At 72.0% G+C, this 17,537-nt stretch carries 14 protein-coding genes and 6 pseudogenes; 11 read left to right on the top strand and 9 right to left on the bottom strand.

Annotation, left to right across the window (positions count from 1 at the left end):
* Window positions 1–81 precede the first annotated feature (81 nt).
* From ACZ6EG_RS24245 to ACZ6EG_RS24255, 3 genes are all read right to left on the bottom strand, one after another.
* Window positions 82–801 (bottom strand): alpha/beta fold hydrolase, encoded by a 720-nt coding sequence (locus tag ACZ6EG_RS24245; RefSeq protein WP_469607500.1) that lies wholly within the window; start codon window positions 799–801, stop codon window positions 82–84.
* Window positions 802–819: 18 nt separating this feature from the next.
* Window positions 820–1,770, bottom strand: coding sequence for an alpha/beta hydrolase (locus ACZ6EG_RS24250; RefSeq protein WP_391969206.1), 951 nt, complete (start codon window positions 1,768–1,770; stop codon window positions 820–822).
* A gap of 101 nt (window positions 1,771–1,871) precedes the next feature.
* Window positions 1,872–2,660 (bottom strand): DUF427 domain-containing protein, encoded by a 789-nt coding sequence (locus ACZ6EG_RS24255; RefSeq protein WP_391969207.1) that lies wholly within the window; start codon window positions 2,658–2,660, stop codon window positions 1,872–1,874.
* A gap of 299 nt (window positions 2,661–2,959) precedes the next feature.
* On the opposite strand from ACZ6EG_RS24255, the pseudogene ACZ6EG_RS24260 reads away from it, so the two are divergent.
* From ACZ6EG_RS24260 to ACZ6EG_RS24270, 3 genes and pseudogenes are all read left to right on the top strand, one after another.
* Window positions 2,960–3,437, top strand: a pseudogene (locus ACZ6EG_RS24260) (carboxymuconolactone decarboxylase family protein); the annotation flags it as partial.
* 119 nt (window positions 3,438–3,556) lie between these two features.
* Window positions 3,557–5,093 (top strand): annotated as a pseudogene (locus ACZ6EG_RS24265) (MFS transporter).
* A gap of 45 nt (window positions 5,094–5,138) precedes the next feature.
* Window positions 5,139–5,633, top strand: coding sequence for a cupin domain-containing protein (locus ACZ6EG_RS24270; RefSeq protein ID WP_104635888.1), 495 nt, complete (start codon window positions 5,139–5,141; stop codon window positions 5,631–5,633).
* A 110-nt stretch (window positions 5,634–5,743) separates the two neighbouring features.
* Here the strand turns inward: ACZ6EG_RS24270 and ACZ6EG_RS24275 are convergent, their stop codons facing one another.
* Entirely contained in the window at window positions 5,744–6,196 is a 453-nt protein-coding gene (locus ACZ6EG_RS24275; protein ID WP_391969210.1) for a cupin domain-containing protein, read from the bottom strand.
* 281 nt (window positions 6,197–6,477) lie between these two features.
* Between ACZ6EG_RS24275 and ACZ6EG_RS24280 the strand changes: the two are divergent.
* Both ACZ6EG_RS24280 and ACZ6EG_RS24285 read left to right on the top strand, forming a co-directional pair.
* Window positions 6,478–6,978, top strand: a pseudogene (locus ACZ6EG_RS24280) (SDR family oxidoreductase); the annotation flags it as partial.
* 82 nt (window positions 6,979–7,060) lie between these two features.
* Window positions 7,061–7,663, top strand: a pseudogene (locus ACZ6EG_RS24285) (2-oxo acid dehydrogenase subunit E2); the annotation flags it as partial.
* A gap of 79 nt (window positions 7,664–7,742) precedes the next feature.
* Here ACZ6EG_RS24285 and ACZ6EG_RS24290 read toward each other — a convergent pair.
* The 3 genes and pseudogenes from ACZ6EG_RS24290 to ACZ6EG_RS24300 all read right to left on the bottom strand — a co-directional run.
* A complete protein-coding gene (locus ACZ6EG_RS24290) occupies window positions 7,743–8,234 on the bottom strand; it encodes a GNAT family N-acetyltransferase (protein WP_469607506.1) in 492 nt (163 codons plus the stop codon).
* Window positions 8,235–8,340: 106 nt separating this feature from the next.
* Window positions 8,341–9,186: an alpha/beta hydrolase gene (locus tag ACZ6EG_RS24295; RefSeq protein ID WP_469607509.1), complete on the bottom strand. Its 846-nt coding sequence runs from the start codon at window positions 9,184–9,186 to the stop codon at window positions 8,341–8,343.
* A gap of 237 nt (window positions 9,187–9,423) precedes the next feature.
* Window positions 9,424–9,765 (bottom strand): annotated as a pseudogene (locus tag ACZ6EG_RS24300) (cytochrome bc1 complex cytochrome b subunit); the annotation flags it as partial.
* A gap of 286 nt (window positions 9,766–10,051) precedes the next feature.
* Here ACZ6EG_RS24300 and ACZ6EG_RS24305 point away from each other — a divergent pair.
* The 4 genes from ACZ6EG_RS24305 (at window position 10,052) to ACZ6EG_RS24320 (ending at window position 14,648) form a co-directional block, all read left to right on the top strand.
* Complete coding sequence (locus ACZ6EG_RS24305; RefSeq protein WP_469607512.1) at window positions 10,052–11,314, top strand: NAD(P)/FAD-dependent oxidoreductase; 1,263 nt, start codon at window positions 10,052–10,054, stop codon at window positions 11,312–11,314.
* Window positions 11,311–12,054, top strand: coding sequence for a PIG-L deacetylase family protein (locus ACZ6EG_RS24310; RefSeq protein ID WP_469607515.1), 744 nt, complete (start codon window positions 11,311–11,313; stop codon window positions 12,052–12,054). Before ACZ6EG_RS24305 ends, ACZ6EG_RS24310 begins: the two co-directional genes overlap by 4 nt.
* A gap of 90 nt (window positions 12,055–12,144) precedes the next feature.
* Entirely contained in the window at window positions 12,145–13,245 is a 1,101-nt protein-coding gene (locus ACZ6EG_RS24315; RefSeq protein WP_469607517.1) for a phenazine antibiotic biosynthesis protein, read from the top strand.
* A complete protein-coding gene (locus tag ACZ6EG_RS24320) occupies window positions 13,245–14,648 on the top strand; it encodes an aldehyde dehydrogenase family protein (protein WP_469607519.1) in 1,404 nt (467 codons plus the stop codon). The genes ACZ6EG_RS24315 and ACZ6EG_RS24320 overlap by 1 nt, the downstream gene beginning before the upstream one ends.
* Window positions 14,649–14,654: 6 nt before the next feature.
* Here the strand turns inward: ACZ6EG_RS24320 and ACZ6EG_RS24325 are convergent, their stop codons facing one another.
* Window positions 14,655–15,272: a DUF5134 domain-containing protein gene (locus ACZ6EG_RS24325; RefSeq protein WP_469607522.1), complete on the bottom strand. Its 618-nt coding sequence runs from the start codon at window positions 15,270–15,272 to the stop codon at window positions 14,655–14,657.
* Between the two features lie 255 nt (window positions 15,273–15,527).
* Here ACZ6EG_RS24325 and ACZ6EG_RS24330 point away from each other — a divergent pair, with 255 nt between their 5' ends.
* Together ACZ6EG_RS24330 and ACZ6EG_RS24335 are read left to right on the top strand one after the other, a co-directional pair.
* A complete protein-coding gene (locus ACZ6EG_RS24330; RefSeq protein WP_469607525.1) occupies window positions 15,528–16,424 on the top strand; it encodes an RNA polymerase sigma-70 factor in 897 nt (298 codons plus the stop codon).
* Window positions 16,425–16,546: 122 nt separating this feature from the next.
* On the top strand, window positions 16,547–17,044 hold the full coding sequence (locus ACZ6EG_RS24335; RefSeq protein ID WP_391969219.1) for an Ohr family peroxiredoxin: 498 nt from the start codon (window positions 16,547–16,549) through the stop codon (window positions 17,042–17,044).
* A gap of 105 nt (window positions 17,045–17,149) precedes the next feature.
* On the opposite strand, the pseudogene fdxA reads toward ACZ6EG_RS24335, so the two are convergent.
* Window positions 17,150–17,461 (bottom strand): annotated as a pseudogene (gene fdxA / locus ACZ6EG_RS24340) (ferredoxin); the annotation flags it as partial.
* Between the last annotated feature and the right edge of the window lie 76 nt (window positions 17,462–17,537).

Here is a 17,537-nt window from a genome sequence, read left to right on the forward strand (position 1 = left end):
TCGGGACGTGACGCGGCGCCGCGGCGAGCACGGTACCGGTGGGCCGCCGCCGGCCTCCCGGGGCGGCGGCCCACCCTCCGCTCAGCCGGTCGCCTGCGCCGCCTCGTTGATCAGCCGGGCGACTTCACCCGGACGCGACACGCTGACCGCGTGGGAAGCGGTGACGTGCACCACCGTGGCCTTCGCGCGCTCGGCCATGTACGTCTGCGCCTGGGCCGGGATGTTGCGGTCCTCGGAGGCCACGAGGACCCAGGACGGGATGTCCTTCCACGCCGGGGCCGAGGCGCCCTCCGCCAGCGCGGCGTCGGCGACGGGCCGCTGGGTGGCCGCCATGACCGCCGCAATCTCCTCCGGGACGTCGGCGGCGAACTGCTGGTGGAACCGGCTCTGCTCGATGTAGAGGTCCGCGGCCCGGCTGCCGTCGGGGAGCGTGACCGACACCGGGCGGAGCGTCTCCCCGAGGGTGCTGCCCGGGAACTCGCCGGACAGGTCGACCGCGCTCTCGCCTTCGTCCGGCAGGAACGCCGCGACGAACACGAGAGCCTTGACGTGGTCGAGTCCCGTCGCGGCGTTGCTGATGACCGAGCCGCCGTAGGAGTGCCCGGCGAGGACCACGGGCCCGTCGATGGACTCCAGGAGCTGCCTGACGTACGCGCTGTCCTCGGTCAGTCCGCGCAGCGGATTGCTCGCGGCCACCACCGGGTAGTCGTCCGACAGGAGCTTCTCGACGACGCCGTTCCAACTGGACGAGTCCGCGAACGCGCCGTGCACGAGGACGATGGTCGGTTTCTGTGTGCTCATGGGACTGGCCTTTCCGGATCAGTCGGTGCCGAGGGCCTTGCGCAGAACGTGGATCGCCTGCTCGATCGCCGCGGTGGATGCCTGCGTTCCACGGACCGGGTTCAGCATCATGAAGTCGTGCAGGGTGGCGTTGTAGCGGACGCTCGTGGTCGGCACACCGGCCTGGATCAGCTTGCGGGCGTAGGCCTCGCCCTCGTCGCGCAGCACGTCGTTCTCGTCGACCGCGACGAACGCCGGCGGCAGTCCCCGCAGGTCCTCCAGGGTGGCACGCAGCGGCGAGGCCGTGATCTGGTCCCGCTCCGCCGGATCGGTGGTGTAGGCGTTCCAGAACCACTCCATGGCCTTCGCGGTCAGGTGCGGTCCGTGCGCGAAGACGCGGTAGCTCTCCGTGTCCTGCCCGGCATCGGTGACGGGGTAGTAGAGGGACTGGTGCAGGAAGGTCACGTCACCGCGCCGCTTCGCCATGTGGGTGAGGGCGGCGCTCATGTTGCCGCCGACCGAGTCACCGGCGACGACCATGCGGGAACCGTCCAGGTCTTCGTCGGCGCCCTTGGTGGTGACCCACTGGGCGGTGGCGTAGGCCTGTTCGATGGCGACGGGGTACTTCGCCTCCGGGGAGCGGTCGTACTCGACGAAGACCACGGCCGCCTCCGCGCCCACGGCCAGCTCGCGCACCAGGCGGTCGTGGGTGCCGGCGTTCCCGAGGATCCAGCCGCCGCCGTGCACGTAGAGGACGACGGGCAGCACTCCGGTGGTGCCGGCGGGCTTGACGATGCGCACCCGCACGTCGCCCACCTGGGCGGGCACGGTGATCCACTTCTCGTCCACGTCCGGCTTCTCCACCGGCCCGGACTGGACGTCGTCGAGCAGCTTGCGGGCTCCCTCGACACCGAGTTCGTACAGCAACGGCGGTTTGGCGGTGGCGTCGGCGAATTCCTGCGCGGCGGGCTCGAGAACGATGTCGCTCATGGTCGCTCCTTGAGGTGGTGGGGCTTTTGGATGGCTTTCCACCTCATAAGACCATGTGGGGAGGCGATATGTGACGTGTCGGGCCCGCACAACGGGTTTCGCTAGTCGGAGGCCACCCGGGTGGGATCCACCGGCCTCGGCAGCAGGGAGCCGTCGACGTAGAGATCGACGTGCTCGTTGTAGAACGCGGTCAGTCCGGCGATGCGGTTGGCGTGGATGGTCGGGAAGTCGTACGTCCAGGCGATGTCCTCGTGGAAGCCGGTGTCGCTGTCGAACGACCAGTAGTCGCTCGTCGTTCCCTTGTAGGGGCACCGGGTCACCGTGTCGGAGTGCCGCAACCGGGTCCAGTCGATGTTCACGGGGTCGAGGTAGTAGCGGGTCGGCAGACCGGTCTCGAACAGCTTCACGCACCCGGAGGCTTCCGCCAGTACGACGCCGTCCACCTCGACCCGGACGGTGCTGCGCGAACGCAGCGCGTCCACGCGCGAGTACGGGCTCCGCGGATGGACGAAGACCGGCTCGTCCTCCTCGAACCAGGCGTCCAGCGCCTCCCATTCGAAGCGCACCGTGTCGCGCAGGGCTTCGGGGGAGCCCTCCCCCCAGACCCACGCCGCTCCCACACGGATTTCCGGACCGACCCGCAGGGTGTGGCGGTGAGCAGGCCCGGCACCGAGCTGCTCGGTGTGCTTGTCGTCGTCGAGCACACCCTCCACCAGGTCCTCGATCGGGATGCTGAACTGCGGGTATGCCTGCCACTCCCACACGTACAGCGCGCGGCGGGTGTCGAAGGCGACGCGACCCCCGACCATCCCCCGGATGCGCCGTGGAACGGGTTCGACGTGTCCGATCGGGACGATGAGACTCGGGTGCAGGACGCTCTCGGTAGCCATGGTGATCACCTTGGGTTCGCTGATGGATGGTGTGCTCGCCGTACCGGGGGCCCGGAAGGGCGGCGCCGACTCGGGCCGACGGGCCTGGTCCACTCGTTCGATGCTATCGCCCGCGCCCGACGACCACACCGAATGCGGGCCGCGATGCACTCTTCTTCACACGGTGTGCCAAAAGAAGTGTCATGCCTGCCGACTCCGAGGCCCGGGACGGAAGGTGCCGTGTGTGCGGGCGGATTCGGTTGTCACAGAACGCACGGGCCCCCGGTCAATGGCCTGTAACCCGTTCACCCCTTGAGGAGATGCGTCATGGACGCGCGCGCATCAACTGCTTCGGCAACGCCCTCGCGGGCAAGGTCATGAAGCACCTGAACTCGGCCGGAGCGGCGGTCCAGGCCGCTCTGCCGGTCACCACCCGGGAACTGGTGAAGATCCGGGCCAGCCAGATCAAACGGCTGCGGCTTCTGCACGGACATGCACACCAAGGACGCCGCCGCAGCCGGTGAGGACCAGCAGCGACCGAACCTGGTCGCCGTGTGGCGCGAAGCCACGGTCTTCTCGGACGCCGAGCGCGCGGCCCTGGCGGTGACCGAGCAGGGAACCCGCCTCGCGGACGCCTCCGGCGGTGTCTCGGACGAGGTGTGGGCCGAGGCCGCGAAGCACTACGACGAGGACCAGCTCGCCGCGCTGATCTCGCTGATCGCCGTCGTCAACGCCTACAACCGCAGCAACGTCATCAACCAGGAGCCCGCGGGCGGTTACAAGCCCGGCATGTTCGGCGAACGCAGCCGCTCCGGCCCGCGCTGCAGCCCGGCCGGAGGCGTACCGTCCGTCGCCCGCTCACCCCGACCCCCGAGCAGGCGACGGACCGCTCGGGCAACGCCACCCCAGGACACGACATGAACCACTCCCTCGCTCCCGAGAGCACCGCTCCCCTGCGCATCGCCGGCGCCCGTGGACGGTGGACCCTGCTGGCCACCGTCCTGGGCTCCGGCGTCGTGCTGCTCGGCTCGACCGTCACCAACATCGCGCTCCCGCGCATCGGCCAGGACTTCGACGCCGATCTCGGCGTCCTCCAGTGGACGGTCAACGCCTACATGCTGACCCTAACGGGACTCATCCTGCTGGGCGGTTCCCTGGGCGACCGGTTCGGGCGGCGTCGCGTCTTCGTCCTGGGCCTGGTGTGGTTCGCGGTCGCCTCCCTGCTGTGCGCCCTGGCCCCGGACACCACCACGCTCATCGCCGCCCGGGCCGTGCAGGGCGTCGGGGGTGCGCTACTCACGCCAGGTTCACTGGCGATCATCGAGGCCTCCTTCCATCCGGACGACCGGCCGCGCGCGATCGGCCTGTGGTCCGGCTTCGGCGGCATCGGCGCCGCTCTGGGGCCGTTCGTGGGCGGGTGGCTGGTGGACGGGCCCGGCTGGCGCTGGACCTTCGTGCTGAGCGCCGTCCCGGCGCTGCTGTGCGTCCCCGTCGCCCTGCGCCGTGTTCCTGAGTCCATGGGCGCACCACGCAAGGAAGCGGCCGTCCCGGCCCGCGCGGGGGGACACCGCCGGGTCGGCTTCGACGTTCCCGGCGCCGTCCTGGGAGCCCCGGCCCTGGCGCTGGTCACCTACGCGCTGACGGAGGCGCGCGACGGCGGGACCGTGGCCGTCGCCGCGGCCGTCGGCGGTGTCGTCGCGGGGGCCGCGTTCCTCCGCGTCGAACGACGCAGCGGCGACCCCATGATGCCGCTGGCGATCTTCTCGTCCCGGCAGTTCACCGCCGTCAACGTGATCGCCCTGTGCGTCTACGCGGGGGCGGGCGGGTTCTTCTTCCTGACCGCGCTGCATCTGCAGATCGTCGTCGGATACTCGGCGCTGGCCGCCGGAGCGGCGATGCTGCCGAGCACCGTGCTGATGCTGCTGTTCTCGTCCCACGCCGGGATGCTCGCGCAGCGGCTGGGGCCGCGAGCCCCACTCACCGTCGGCCCGCTGGTGTGCGGAGCGGGGATGCTGCTGATGCTGCGGGTCGGTCCGGGCGCGTCCTACGTCCATGACGTCCTCCCGGCCCTCCTGGTGATGGGCGCCGGCATGGTCGTCATGGTCGCCCCCCTGACCGTGACCCTGCTCGCCTCGGTGGACGCCGCGAATGCGGGGCTGGCCAGCGGCATCAACAACGCCGCGGCCCGGGCGGCGGGGCTGATGTCCGTCGCGGCCCTCCCCGCTGCTGGTCGGCATGGGACCGGAGGCGTACCGGTCGGACGCGGCCTTCGACGCCTCCTTCGGCCGGGCCATGCCGCTGTGCGCGGTCCTGCTCGCCGTCGGCGCGTCGGTCGCTTTCGGCACACTGCGGCGGTCCGCCACCGCCCCTCGTCCGGCGCACGGTCACACCCACGGCTGGCTGACGGAACCGCCACTGGTGTCCCGCTTCGCCCATCATCAAGCCGTCGAATGACAACCGGCGCCGCGCACAGCGTTCGCCGTACGAGAGGAACCAGACATGTCGTACCCGTACCCGGAGCAGAAGTACTGGGGTGAGGACGGTGAGGTCAGCGCCGTCTTCCGGCCGGCCACAACGCCGCCGAACCTGGGTGAGAGCGGTACCGGAAAGGACGCCACCCACTATCTGGCCACCACGGCCACCACACGGGGCGAGTTCGGGCTGTACCGGGTCGAGATGCGGCCCCGGGCGGGAGGCCCCAAGACCCATTTCCACAAGCGGATCTCGGAGTCCTTCTTCATCCTGGACGGCACCGTGCGCGTCTTCGACGGTGTGCAGTGGGTCGACGCCCGCAAGGGAGACTTCCTGCACGTCCCCCAGGGCGGGCTGCACGCCTTCCGCAACGACTCCGACGCACCGGCCGACATGCTGCTGCTGTTCACCCCGGGTGCCCCGCGCGAGGAGTACTTCGAGCAGGTCTCCCGGCTGGGGCACGCTTCCGAGGAGGAGCGTGCCGCGTTCTTCGACCGGCACGACTCGTACTTCGTGGAGTAGGAGGCGCGGGAGCGGGAGCCGCGGACACGGACCGGGCCCCGCACTCGTGACACCGGCCTGGCCGGGAGGTCACGAATGCGGGGCCCTTCGTCGATGTCAGTCCCCCAGGGTCAGGCGGTGGGCCGGGGGGCGCGCAGGTGGGCGCGCTCCTTCAGCTCCGCCTCGTCGACCAGTTCGAGCATCGGCTTGCCGGGCGCGCACATCATGGTGACGACGAACTCCGTCTTCTCGTCGCTGAGCGCGTTGCCGTCCTGGTAGTGGATGACGTCACCGCCCGGCTCCCAGAAGGTGCCGCCGGCCTCGACCACACGCTCGGGCTCACCCTCCAGTTCGAAACGGACGGCGCCCTTGACGACGTAACCGAACGCCGGGCCCGAGTGGCGGTGCGGCGGGGTGCCGGGGTCGCCGGGCTCCCACTCGACGTGGACGGTCATCGCCGAGGCGCCCTCGGGGACGACGATCGGCGAGGCGTCCTGGATCATCTTCGCCGCGCGGGTCCAGCTCGGGCCGTCCGCGTCGCCGGTTCCGTGTCCGTGGTGGGCGTGCTGTGCATTCTCCGACATCGAGTCGCACCTTCCGTGGCTCCGCCGTGGCCGGGCGGCACGTCGTCCGCCCGTCACGGGGTCTTCTCCGGTCGTGATGACCGCTCGCCCTCCTGACCGGGTACCGGGCGGGTCTGTGACAAAGTGCCACGGCCGGTCGGGGGCGGTGGCCGGCCGCACGGTTTCACACGAAGGACCCGCGTTCTGTCTAGGTGAGACGGACGCGGTGGCACTCAGGCATCCGCCACCGTCCGCCCAGGACACCCAGCGGGGTCATCGGGCCCCGGACGCAGGAGACGCAGATGAGAGTCGTCGTTGCAGGTGCCACCGGACTGATCGGTTCCCGGACCCCCGCGCGGCTCCGGGACCACGGCGTGGAGGTCGTGCCCGTGTCTCGCGGGGAAGGAGTCGACGTCAGCACCGGCCAGGGCCTGGACCGGGCGCTGCACGGCGCCGAGGTGGTCGTGGACGTCACCGACGCACCCTCCCGGCGGCAGCAGGCCGGCACGGCGTTCTTCACCACCGCGACGGGCAACCTCCTCCAGGCGGCCGCCGCGGCGAACGTCGAGCACTACGTGGCGCTGTCGGTGGTGGGCGCCGACCGGATCGGGTCGGACTACTTCCAGGCCAAGGCGGCGCAGGAGGACCTGGCCCGGCACACCACCGTGCCGTACTCCGTGGTCCGCGCCACGCCGTTTCACGAGTCCGTGGAGGCCGCCGCCGCGGCCAGCACCCGGCCCGACGGCGTACATGTGCCGCCGCTGCTGCTGCGGCCGGTCTCGGCCGACGACGTCGCCGCGCTGCTCGCCCATGTCGCGGTGGGGCTGCCGCAGTTCGGCGTGGTCGAGACAGCCGGGCCCGAGGAGCTCCGAGGAAGGTGCCCCCCTGCGGAACCGGGCGAAGGACGGCTTCCTGGCCCGCGAGGGCATCAAGCTCTCCCCCATGCCCTTCTTCTTCAAGGCAGCCCCCCAGGCGCTGAAGGCGCACCCGGTGGTCAACGCCCGGATCAACGAGGACGAGGGCACCACCACCTACTTCGACACCGAGAACATCGGGATCGCGGTCGACACGGAGGCCGGTCTGATGACCCCGGTCGTCAAGGCGGCCGGCGACCTCACCGTCGCCGGGCTCGCCCGGGCGTCCACGACCTCGCCGACCGGGCCCGCGGTGGTCATCTGACCCCTGACGACGTGTCGGGCGCGACTTTCACGATCTCCAACGCCGGTTCGCGCGGGCCCTGTTCGACACCGTCATCGTGCCGTCGAACCAGGACACGATCTCGGCGTGGGCGCCACGGTCAGGAGGCCGGGCGTCGTGCACGTCGGTGACGAGGAGGTCATCGGCGTCCGAGACCTGGTGCACCTGTCGCTGTCGTACGACCACCGGCTGGTGGACGGGGCGGACGCGGCCCGCTACCTGACGGCGGTCGAGGCGTTCCTGGAGTCGGCGGCGTTCGAGGACGACCTGTATCCCGACGCCGCTGCGTGAGCGAGGAGAGCCGGTGCGGGCGTCGCCCGCACCGGCTCTCCCGTCGGCGGCGGGGGCCGCAGTGTCCGGGGCCCGCGCGTCACCGTCGGAGGACGGAGGGGTGGGCCACCAGGTCGTGGACCGAGACCCAGGCGGTGACGGCGCCGCCCTCTTCCCTGCGCTGTACGGGAACGGGCGCGTGGCGCAGCACGGCGTCGATCCGCTCGTCGCCGGCCAGGAAGAGACCGTAGAGCGTCGTCCAGCCGCCGGCCCGGGCGTGCTCGCCCAGGTGCTGGAGCAGGCGGGTCCCGAGCCCCCGGCCCTGCCAGGAGTCCTCGACCAGCAGCGCCGCCTCGGCGGCCGTGTGATGCGGCATCAGGTGGCCCACCGCGACAATGCGTCCGGTGGCGCCCAGGGCCGCCAGGTGTACCGATCCGGGGCGGGACAGCAGCGCGGGTACATACGTGCCGGGGCCGGCCATCGCCCGGTGATAGCGGCTCCACAGGGTCTGCGGGGAGCAGCGGCGGTGCAGCGCCACGGTTCGGGCGAGTTGGCCGGGGCCTATCGGGATGATCCACGGTTCGCGACGCATGAGTCCGTCCCTGGGCGGTCGGGAACCGGTGCGCGACACGCACGCGGTGCGGGGTCGGGAAAGGGCCGACGGCGAGCCGTCGGCCCTTCGATCACCGGGTGCGCGTTCAGCGCACCGAGCGGGCGGCGTCCTCGATGACGCCGGTGACCTTTCCGGAGTGCGAGACGCTCACCGCGTGGGACGATCGCACCTCCGTGGTGTGGGCACCGGCCCGCCGGGCCATGAACTCCTGGGCGGCGGGCGGGATGTTGAGGTCCCGGGTGGCGACCAGAACCCAGGAGGGGATGGTCTTCCAGGCCGGTTCGGCCGCTCCCTCCGCCAAGGCCGCCTCGGTGACCGGCCGTTGGGTGACGGCCATCAGGTCGGTCTTGTTGCGGGGCACGTCGGCGGCGAACTGGTGGCGGAACTTGTCGTTCTGGATGTAGAGGTCGGTGCCGGGGGAACCGTCGGCGTTCGTCACCGGCACGGGGCGCAGCGCGTCGCCGAGGGTGCTGCCGGGGAACCGCCCGGACAGCTCGACCGCGCTCTCGCCCTTCTCGGGGAGGAACGCGGCGAGGTACACCAGCGCCTTGACGTTCTTGTTGCCGGTGGCGGCGTTGCTGATGACCGAACCGCCGTACGAGTGACCGGCGAGCACGACAGGGCCGTCGATTCCGGCCAGGACGTCCTTGAGGTAGGCGGAGTCGCCGCTCAGGGAGCGCAGCGGGTTGGCGACGGCGACGACCGGATAGCCGTCGTGCCGGAGCCTGTCGATGACGCCGTTCCAGCTCGTGGAGTCGGCGAACGCACCGTGGACCAGGACGACGGTGGGCTTATCGCCGCGGTCGGCGGGGCCGCCCTTGCCGGCGGAGGCCGGGGCGATCGTGGTGGCGAGCAGGCCGGCGGCGACACCGGCGCCGGCCAGGACGGTCACCGTCGTGTGGGTCCGGCTGATGCGGGAGGTGCGGTTCATGTCGGGTGCCTTTCCGGCGGGATGGTGATCGGTGTTCGCGGGGCCCATGGGGGCTGCTCGCGGGGCAGGGCGGCCGCTCGGGCCGACGGGGCGCGGGGCGCGGTGCGGACCGCCGGGTGGGCGGGCCGGTTGCGTCGGCCGTGCGTTGTGTCGCCTCTTCACCTTTGAGACCGGATACCTGTCAACGGCGTGACATGGCGTGGACTTGGTCTCAGCCGGAGTGCGGCACCCCGCGGGTCAGGACCCGTGTCGACCGGTGATCTCCTCGTGCTCGGTCGCCGTGGGCTTGGGGACCTGCGTGCCGGGGCCGTCGAGGAAGCCGCTGAGCCCGGTGCGCAGGCGCTGCGCGCGGCGGGGCACGGCAACGTCCCCGTCGCGCGCGGACGCGGCGTCCAGGGACCGGTACTGCTCGTGCGCGGTCAGTGTGTGCAGTCGCTCCGGGTCGAGGGGCTCGTGGACCTCGACGTACTCGCCGTGCGGCAGGCGCTTGATGACGCCGGTCTCGCGGCCGTGCAGCACCAGATCGCGGTCCCTGCGCTGCAGTCCCAGTGCCACGCGCTTGGTGACGACGAAGGCCAGGGTGCGCAGTGGACGGTGTGTGCTGCGGGAGCACACGGAGTCGTTCTGGATGTGGCCCGCCTCGCGTGCGCGGATCATTGACGACCTGGCACGACACGGCTTCGTCCCGCTGCCGGGGCACGACGATCCGCGTGTTCTGGCCGTGACGCGGCCGGCCCACCGGTGAACCGGAGTACGGGGCCGGGTGGGCCCGTGCCACGGTGTCACAACGCGTGTAGTCGCCCGGTCTGAAGGGTGACCGGACCACTCGGTCCGTGTGCGCCTCACAGACTGGGACAGGGATCTCATGCCGCGTGCGAAGACGTTCGTGATCGTCGGGGGCGGCCTGGCCGCCGGCAAGGCCGCGGAGGAACTGCGCGAGCACGGCCACGACGGGCCGCTTCTCGTGATCGGGGACGAGCGGGAACGGCCGTACATCCGGCCGCCGCTGTCCAAGGGTTACCTGTTGGGCCAGGAGGACCGCGAGTCCATCCACGTGCACCCCGAGAGCTGGTACCGGGAGCACGACGTCGATCTGCTCCTGGGCACGAGTGTGACGTCCGTCGACGCGCATGGCCGGGCGGTGACGCTGGACGACGGCCGTCGCGTGCCCTACGCCGGTCTGCTGCTGGCCACCGGTTCCTCGCCGCGCCGTCTGTCGGTGCCGGGCGCGGACCTGCAGGGCGTGCTGTACCTGCGGCGCGTGGGCGACAGCGAGCGCCTGAAGGAGGCGTTCACCGAAGGCGCCCGGATCGTGGTGGTCGGCGGTGGCTGGATCGGGCTGGAGACGGCGGCGGCGGCCCGGGCGGCCGGCGCGGAGGTGACCGTGCTGGAGCGCGGTGAGCTGCCCCTGCTGAAGGTCCTGGGCCGGGAGGCGGCCGAGGTCTTCGCAGATCTGCACCGGGATCACGGTGTGGACCTGCGTCCCCATGCCCGGATCGAGGCCGTCACCGGAACCGGGGGTCGCGTCGACGGGGTCCGGCTCGCCGACGGAACGCACCTGCCCGCGGACGCCGTGGTCGTGGGTGTGGGCATCACGCCCAACGTCCGCCTGGCCGAGGAGGCGGGCCTCGACGTGCGCGACGGCATCGTGACGGACGCCCACCTGCGGACCTCCGCCGCCGGTGTCCACGCCGCCGGTGACGTCGCGAGCGCCTACCACCCCCGGCTCGGCCGGCACCTGCGCGTGGAGCACTGGGCCAACGCGCTGCACCAGCCCCGTACCGCCGCGCTGAGCATGCTCGGTCAGGACGCGGTGTACGACCGGCTGCCGTACTTCTACACCGACCAGTACGACCTCGGCATGGAGTACACGGGGTACACCGGACCGGGTGGTTACGACCGCGTCGTCTTCCGCGGGTCGCGCGAGGAGCGGCGGTTCCTGGCGTTCTGGATGTCCGGCGACCGGGTGCTGGCGGGCATGAGCGTCAACCTGTGGGACGTCATCGGGACGATCCGCGCCCTGATCGAGTCGGGCGCGAAGACGGACGATGCCGCCCTCGCCGATCCCTCGGTCCCGCTGGAGAGCCTGCTTCCCCCGCACGCGCAGCCGACGGGAGACCAGGCGTGACCGCCAGCGCTCCCGCACCGCTGCGCCCGATGCCCGACGACTGGCGGCGGGCCCTGGCCGTGGTGTCCCACCCCGACGACCTTGAGTACGGGTGCTCGGCGGCCGTGGCCTCCTGGGTGGCCGACGGCCGGGAAGTCACGTACCTGCTCGCCACCCGCGGTGAGGCCGGCATCGACACCCTGGCTCCCGGACGGGCCGGCCCCCTGCGTGAGGCGGAACAGCGGGCCGCCGCCGCGGCGGTCGGTGTCCGCGCGGTGGAGTTCCTCGACCACCGGGACGGTGTGATCGAGTACGGCGTCCCGCTGCGCCGTGACATCGCCGCCGCCGTACGGCGTCACCGGCCCGAGCTGGTGATCACACTGAACCACCGGGACACCTTGGCCGCCGGGGCCTGGAACACCCCGGACCACGTGGCGGTGGGGCGCGCGGTGCTGGACGCGGCGGCGGACGCGGGCAACCGCTGGATCTTCCCGGAACTGGCCGAACGGGGACTGCCGCCCTGGAACGGTGTCCGCTGGGTGGCCGTCGCCAACTCACCGACGCCGTCCCACGCCGTGTCCGCCGAGCCGGGCTTCGAACAGGGCGTCCAGTTCCTGCTGCGGCACCGGACCTACCTCGAAGCCCTGACCGAGGAGGCCCCCGAGACATACGCGCGCCGCTTCCTGGGCGAGAGCACCGGCGTCCACCGGGCACGGTTCGCCGGCACTCCCGCCGTCGCCTTCGAACTGTTCAGCCGATGACCGGGCGGCCGTGGGCCCCTACGCCTCTCGCCGCCGTCGCGACTCCCGCCATCCGCACGGGCCGGTGCCCGTGTCGAGGAAGGACCCCTCATGAAGTACGACTCCCCCGCCGTCCTGGACGCCGGACCGTCCGACGGCGTGGATCCGGACGAGTTCGTGCGCGCCGCCGTGCGCTGGCACTTCGACCCGGAGACCGGCTCCCGCTACTGGCTGGACCGGGCCGAACGGCTCGCCTTCGATCCGCGGCGGGACGTCAGGGGCGTGGACGACCTGGTGCTCTTCCCCGACCTGAGCGACGAACTGCGCCAGGTCCCGGTGGCGGACCTGATTCCCCGGGGTTACGGCGGCGACGCCCGGCTGCTCAACGTCTTCGACAGCGGCGGGACGACCGGGGCGCCCAAGCGGGTCGTCCAGCTCGACGACTGGATGCGGCACAGCACCGCACAGGTCGACGGGCGTCTGCGGGAGCACGGCCTGCCCGTCGGTGCCCAGTGGCTGACCGTGGCCCCGACCGGTCCGCATCTGGTGGGGGACGTGCTGCAACGGGCGGCGGCCTCGCTCGGCGGCCCGGGACTGAGCATCGACATGGACCCCCGGTGGGTGCGGAAGCTGATCGCCACGGGCCGCGCCGACGAGGTCGAGTCCTACACCGACCACCTCGTCGAACAGTGCCGGCGGATCCTGCTGACCCAGGACATCGGTGTCCTGGCCGCCACCACGCCCCTGCTGGAGCGCTTCGCCCGCGAGGACGACCTCCTGGAACGGATCAACGGTTCGGTCCGGGCGATCGTCTGGGGCGGCACCCACATGGACCCCGACACCCGTCACCTGCTGGCCACGGAGGTATTCCCCGACGTGCCGCTGATCGGCATGTACGGCAACACCATGATGCTCACCGCGCTTCTCGAACGCGCCGGTCTCGACGCCTCGCAGCCCTGCGTCTTCGACCCGGTGTCGCCGTACGTGTTCCTGTCGGTCGTCGACCCCGCCACCGGGGAACGCGTCGGGTTCGGCGAGCGCGGCCAGGTGATCGTCAGCCACGTCAGCAAGTCGATGCTCATCCCCCACAACGCCGAGCGCGACACGGCCGTGCGCGTCCGGCCCACGGGCGGTCACGCGGGCGACGCCGTGGCGGACGTGGCGCCGGTGCCCACGGTGCGGGGCGAGACCGTGATCGAGGGCGTGTACTGATGGCCCCCGCCGATGTCGCCGAGCCGGTGCACCTGGACGCCCTGGGACCCCGCGGCCCCTACCGGACCCGTGTGCCGGAGACCGTGACGGACGTCTCCGGTGCCGAGGTGGCGCGGCTGAGCCTGGTGCCGCCGGTGTACGTCGACCGGGCGCTGGCCGCGCTGCGCAAGGCCGGGCCGGTCCCGGTGGCCGACCTGGGCACGCTGCTGGCGGCGGCCGCCGAGGAGTTCGCCACCGGCACCGTCGGCGGGCTGGGCGTGCGCGAGTACGAGTACCTGGTCAGCCGGACCTCCGGTACCCCGCTGACCGTGGTGCGCGACGCGACACGCGGCACGGCGAGGTTCGTCGGCCGCGCCCGTGCCTCCGCCGAGCAGGGCAGGCCGCGCGGAACGGTCCGGGAGCGCCTGGACCCCTCCCTCGGGGCCGGGCACGCCGTGTGGGCCCGCCGGGGCGAGGTGTTCGCCGTCAACGCCTCCGGCAATCATCCGGGGGTCCACCGGCTGTGGCTGGAGGCGCTGGCCCTCGGCTACCGCGTGGCCGTACGGCCGTCGCGGCGCGAGCCGTTCACCCCGCACCGCCTGGTCGGCGCGCTGCACCGGGCGGGCGTCGGCCAGGACCGGCTGGCGCTGCTGCCCACGGACCACCGGACCGCGCAGACGCTGATCCGCGGCGCCGACCGTGCGGTGGTGTACGGCGGTGACGAGGTCGTCGCCCGCTACGCCCACGACGCCCGCGTGCTGCCCCAGGGGCCCGGCCGGACGAAGATCCTCGTCACGGCGGACACGGACTGGCGGGAGCACCTGGACACGATCGTCGCCTCCGTGGCCGACGAGGCCGGCACCGCCTGCGTCAATGCCACCGCCGTCCTCGTCGAGGGCGACCCGGCACCGCTCGCCGAGGCCCTCGCGGCGCGCCTGTCCCACCTGCCCGGTCTGCCGCCGCAGGACACCCGGGCGGTTCTCCCGGTGTGCCCGCTGGACCGGGCCCTGGCCCTCGACTCCTACCTGAGGTCAGTGGCGGCGGGGACCCGCGCCTGGCTCGGCGGTGACGGCGTCGTCGACGATCTCGGGGACGGAAGTGCCGTCCTGCGGCCGGCCGTCCATCAGGTCGCCGACGCCGGTGCCCCGCAGGTGGGGACCGAACTCCCCTTCCCCTGTGTGTGGGTGGCGCCCTGGAGCCGCTCGGACGGCATCGCCCCGCTGCGCGGGACACTCGTGCTCTCGGTCCTCTCCCGCGATCGCGCACTGCTCGACGCGCTGGTGGCGGAACCCTCCATCGCCAACGTGTACGCCGGTGACCATCCGACGTACTGGATGGCTCCGGGAGTGCCCCACGACGGCTATCTGTCGGACTTCCTGATGCGCGGCAAGGCCGTGGTCGGGCTCGGGTTCGGCGTCGGGTGACCACGGTCAGTGGAGCAGCAGCGTCACGGCCGTCCCCAGCGACATCGCGCCGTCGCGCACGTACCCGTACGGGTCCGCCGCGGCGGCGCGGTGCGCGGGGTCAGTGGCGGTCCGCAGCGCGGGCATGGGGCGCGTCAACGACCGCAGGGCGCAACCGAGGAGAGAGACCGTCAGTACGACGGTGACCAGGGTCGCCGTCGTCGAGGCGCCCGCGGCATGGCCATGGGCAGCGGTGTGGTGCACGGCCGGGACGCCCGCGGCGGCCACCGTTTCGGAGGCGGCGGCGCCGGGCGGGGTCCGCGACATCCAGGCCATCGCCGCCATGCCGACGGCGGGCGTCAGCCGGCCGGCAAACACCGCCGCCGTATGGGCGGTCAACACGAACCACAGCGCGGCGGCGGTGAAGAACACCGTCGCGGCCCGGCCGGACAGGGGCGGGCCGTAACTCCAGGGCATCGCCGCCATGGCCGCCGCCATGGCGCAGTGCAGGACGAGGTCCACGCGGTCACGGCGGCCCGCACCCGCCGACCGGACACCGTGCCACAGCACGTGCAGGGCCACTACGGCGAACAACAGCGTCAGCATGCCGTGCACGGCGTCGAGAGCCGGCGTCCTGTCCGACACGGTGTGCCCCTTCTGGTCCCTGGTGCGGTTCGCTGTCCTGACCGGGTGCGCGATCGATCCGTGACAGGGCACGGCCGCGGGGCCGGGCGGGGCGGCCGGACACAAGGATCTGCCGACGACGGTGCGCGCCCGATGGTGACCCGTTGCCACGGTGTGCCACTCGTGGGATCCGTGCGCATGCGTGCGCCCCTCCGTCGACGCGCCCGTCCGTGCCCGCTTGTAGCATGGGGTGCACGAGGTCAGAAGGGATGTTCCATGCACGCTGGCGCCCCACCCGGCACCCTTGACCAGGCGACGAAGGACTTCCTCTCGGCGCGCCCGCAGCTCTTCGGTATCGCGTACCGGGTCCTGGGCAGTGCGGCGGAGGCCGAGGACATCGTGCAGGAGACCTGGCTGCGGTGGCAGAGCACCGACCGTTCGAAGGTGCACGAACCGACTGCCTTCCTGACCACGGTCGCCACGAGGCTCGCGATCAACGTGGCCCAGTCAGCGCGGGTGCGCCGGGAGTCCTACGTCGGGCCGTGGCTCCCCGAGCCCGTCAACACCACGCAGGATCCGCACCTGGGCGCGGAACGGGCCGAGGCCGTGGAGATGGCGGTCCTGCTGCTCCTCGAGAAGCTGAACCCCGTGGAGCGCACCGCCTACGTGCTCCGGGAGGCGTTCGACTACCCCTACGGACGGATCGCCGAGATCCTGGAGACCAGCGAGGCCAATACCCGCCAGCTGGTGAGCCGCGGCCGCAAGCACCTGGCCGCCGAACGCAAGGAAGCCGTTACCAAGACAGCCCATCGGCGGCTGCTGGAGGTCTTCCTCTCCGCGGCGCGGACGGGTGACCTGTCGGTCCTGGAGGACGTGCTCACCGCCGACGTCGTCAGCTACACGGACGGCAACGGGATCCGCGGCGCGTCGAGGATCCCGGTCGTCGGGCTGCCCCACGTCTCGCACTACCTCGTGGCCTTCGCTCCGCGCTTCTGGCCGCAGTCGCAGATCCGGTGGGTCGAGGCGAACGGGCGGCCGGCCGTCCTGGTCCTCTCCGGCGAGGAGGCCGTCGCCCTGCTGACCGCCGACATCTCGGCGGACGGCATCGACCGGCTCATGTGGGTGATGAACCCGGCCAAACTGGCGCCCTACGTGGCCTCCCTGCGCGACTGACCTGCTGTCGGAGGTCTCGGCCTCCGACGGGGCACGCGTCACAACAACGGTCGCTCGTCGGTCATCCCGTAGTCCCGGGCGCCTGCCGGGACCGCGTACCACGACGACACCGGAGCCCTACCGTGACCGAGCGGATCAAGTTGCCCACCCTGTCGACCGAGAGGGGTTTCGACGGGGAGGAGTTCTCGCCCATCTACACCACCACGGTGACCGTCCACGGTGGAGCGGCCTCGCACGGGCGAGCCTCCGGCCACGCACGCTCGGCCGACGGGGCCTTGGACCTCGACCTGCGGATGCCGGCCGAGCTGGGCGGCGACGGCCGGGGGACCAACCCCGAACAGCTCTTCGCGGCCGGTTTCGCCGCCTGCTTCCACGGCGCGCTCAGCCTGCTGGCTCGGCAGGAGGCGCTGGACCCCGCCGCGATCTCCGTCGTGGCGACCGTCGCCTTCGGCCGGGACCCGGAGGACGGCGGCTATCTGCTGCGCGCCGATCTGGTGGTGCGGTGGCCCGGTGTCGATCCCTCCACGGCCGACGAGCTGATCGGGAAGACCGACGCGTTGTGTCCCTACGCGCGCATGACATGGGGAGGAACGCCCACCACCATCACACTCGCCCCCTGACCGAGCACGCTCGGTGGCGGCGGCCGGTCACGAGGGGAACCACAGATCCGCGTCGGCCGCTTCCTCCTTGCGGACGGTGAAGAAGGAGATCTCCTTCTTGTGCGGCCCGCTCTGCGAGGGCAGTGCCTCGATCACCGGGTGATCGCCGACCGCGTCACGCCGTGCGCGCGCCGGGGAAGCCGCCTCGTCGAAGTACTCCGCGTTGACGGCGAGGTAGTGCGACCAGTGCCGCGGCAGATCGTCCTCGTGGAAGATCGCCTCCACGGGGCAGACGGGTTCGCACGCATGGCAGTCGACGCACTCCGCCGGGTTGATGTAGAGCGTGCGCGCGCCCTCGTAGATGCAGTCCACGGGGCATTCGGTCACACACGCCCGGTCCTTGATGTCGACGCAGGGCTGTGCGATGACGTACGTCATCCGTCTTCTCCTCTTCGGCCGTCGGACATCCCCCGGCGCCTTTGCGTACGGTCGTCGGGTTCGTCCAGATGACCGG

The sequence above is a fragment of the Streptomyces sp. NPDC041968 genome (assembly GCF_055589025.1).

What these genes read in the sequence shown, in the direction of transcription:
- ACZ6EG_RS24315 (WP_469607517.1), top strand. Translation starts at nt 12,145, where the DNA reads ATGAAGTACGACTCCCCCGCCGTCCTGGACGCCGGACCGTCCGACGGC.
- ACZ6EG_RS24320 (WP_469607519.1), top strand. Translation starts at nt 13,245, where the DNA reads ATGGCCCCCGCCGATGTCGCCGAGCCGGTGCACCTGGACGCCCTGGGA.
- ACZ6EG_RS24270 (WP_104635888.1), top strand. Translation starts at nt 5,139, where the DNA reads ATGTCGTACCCGTACCCGGAGCAGAAGTACTGGGGTGAGGACGGTGAG.
- ACZ6EG_RS24255 (WP_391969207.1), bottom strand. Translation starts at nt 2,660, where the DNA reads ATGGCTACCGAGAGCGTCCTGCACCCGAGTCTCATCGTCCCGATCGGA.
- ACZ6EG_RS24245 (WP_469607500.1), bottom strand. Translation starts at nt 801, where the DNA reads ATGAGCACACAGAAACCGACCATCGTCCTCGTGCACGGCGCGTTCGCG.
- ACZ6EG_RS24275 (WP_391969210.1), bottom strand. Translation starts at nt 6,196, where the DNA reads ATGTCGGAGAATGCACAGCACGCCCACCACGGACACGGAACCGGCGAC.
- ACZ6EG_RS24250 (WP_391969206.1), bottom strand. Translation starts at nt 1,770, where the DNA reads ATGAGCGACATCGTTCTCGAGCCCGCCGCGCAGGAATTCGCCGACGCC.
- ACZ6EG_RS24305 (WP_469607512.1), top strand. Translation starts at nt 10,052, where the DNA reads ATGCCGCGTGCGAAGACGTTCGTGATCGTCGGGGGCGGCCTGGCCGCC.
- ACZ6EG_RS24330 (WP_469607525.1), top strand. Translation starts at nt 15,528, where the DNA reads ATGCACGCTGGCGCCCCACCCGGCACCCTTGACCAGGCGACGAAGGAC.
- ACZ6EG_RS24290 (WP_469607506.1), bottom strand. Translation starts at nt 8,234, where the DNA reads ATGCGTCGCGAACCGTGGATCATCCCGATAGGCCCCGGCCAACTCGCC.
- ACZ6EG_RS24295 (WP_469607509.1), bottom strand. Translation starts at nt 9,186, where the DNA reads ATGAACCGCACCTCCCGCATCAGCCGGACCCACACGACGGTGACCGTC.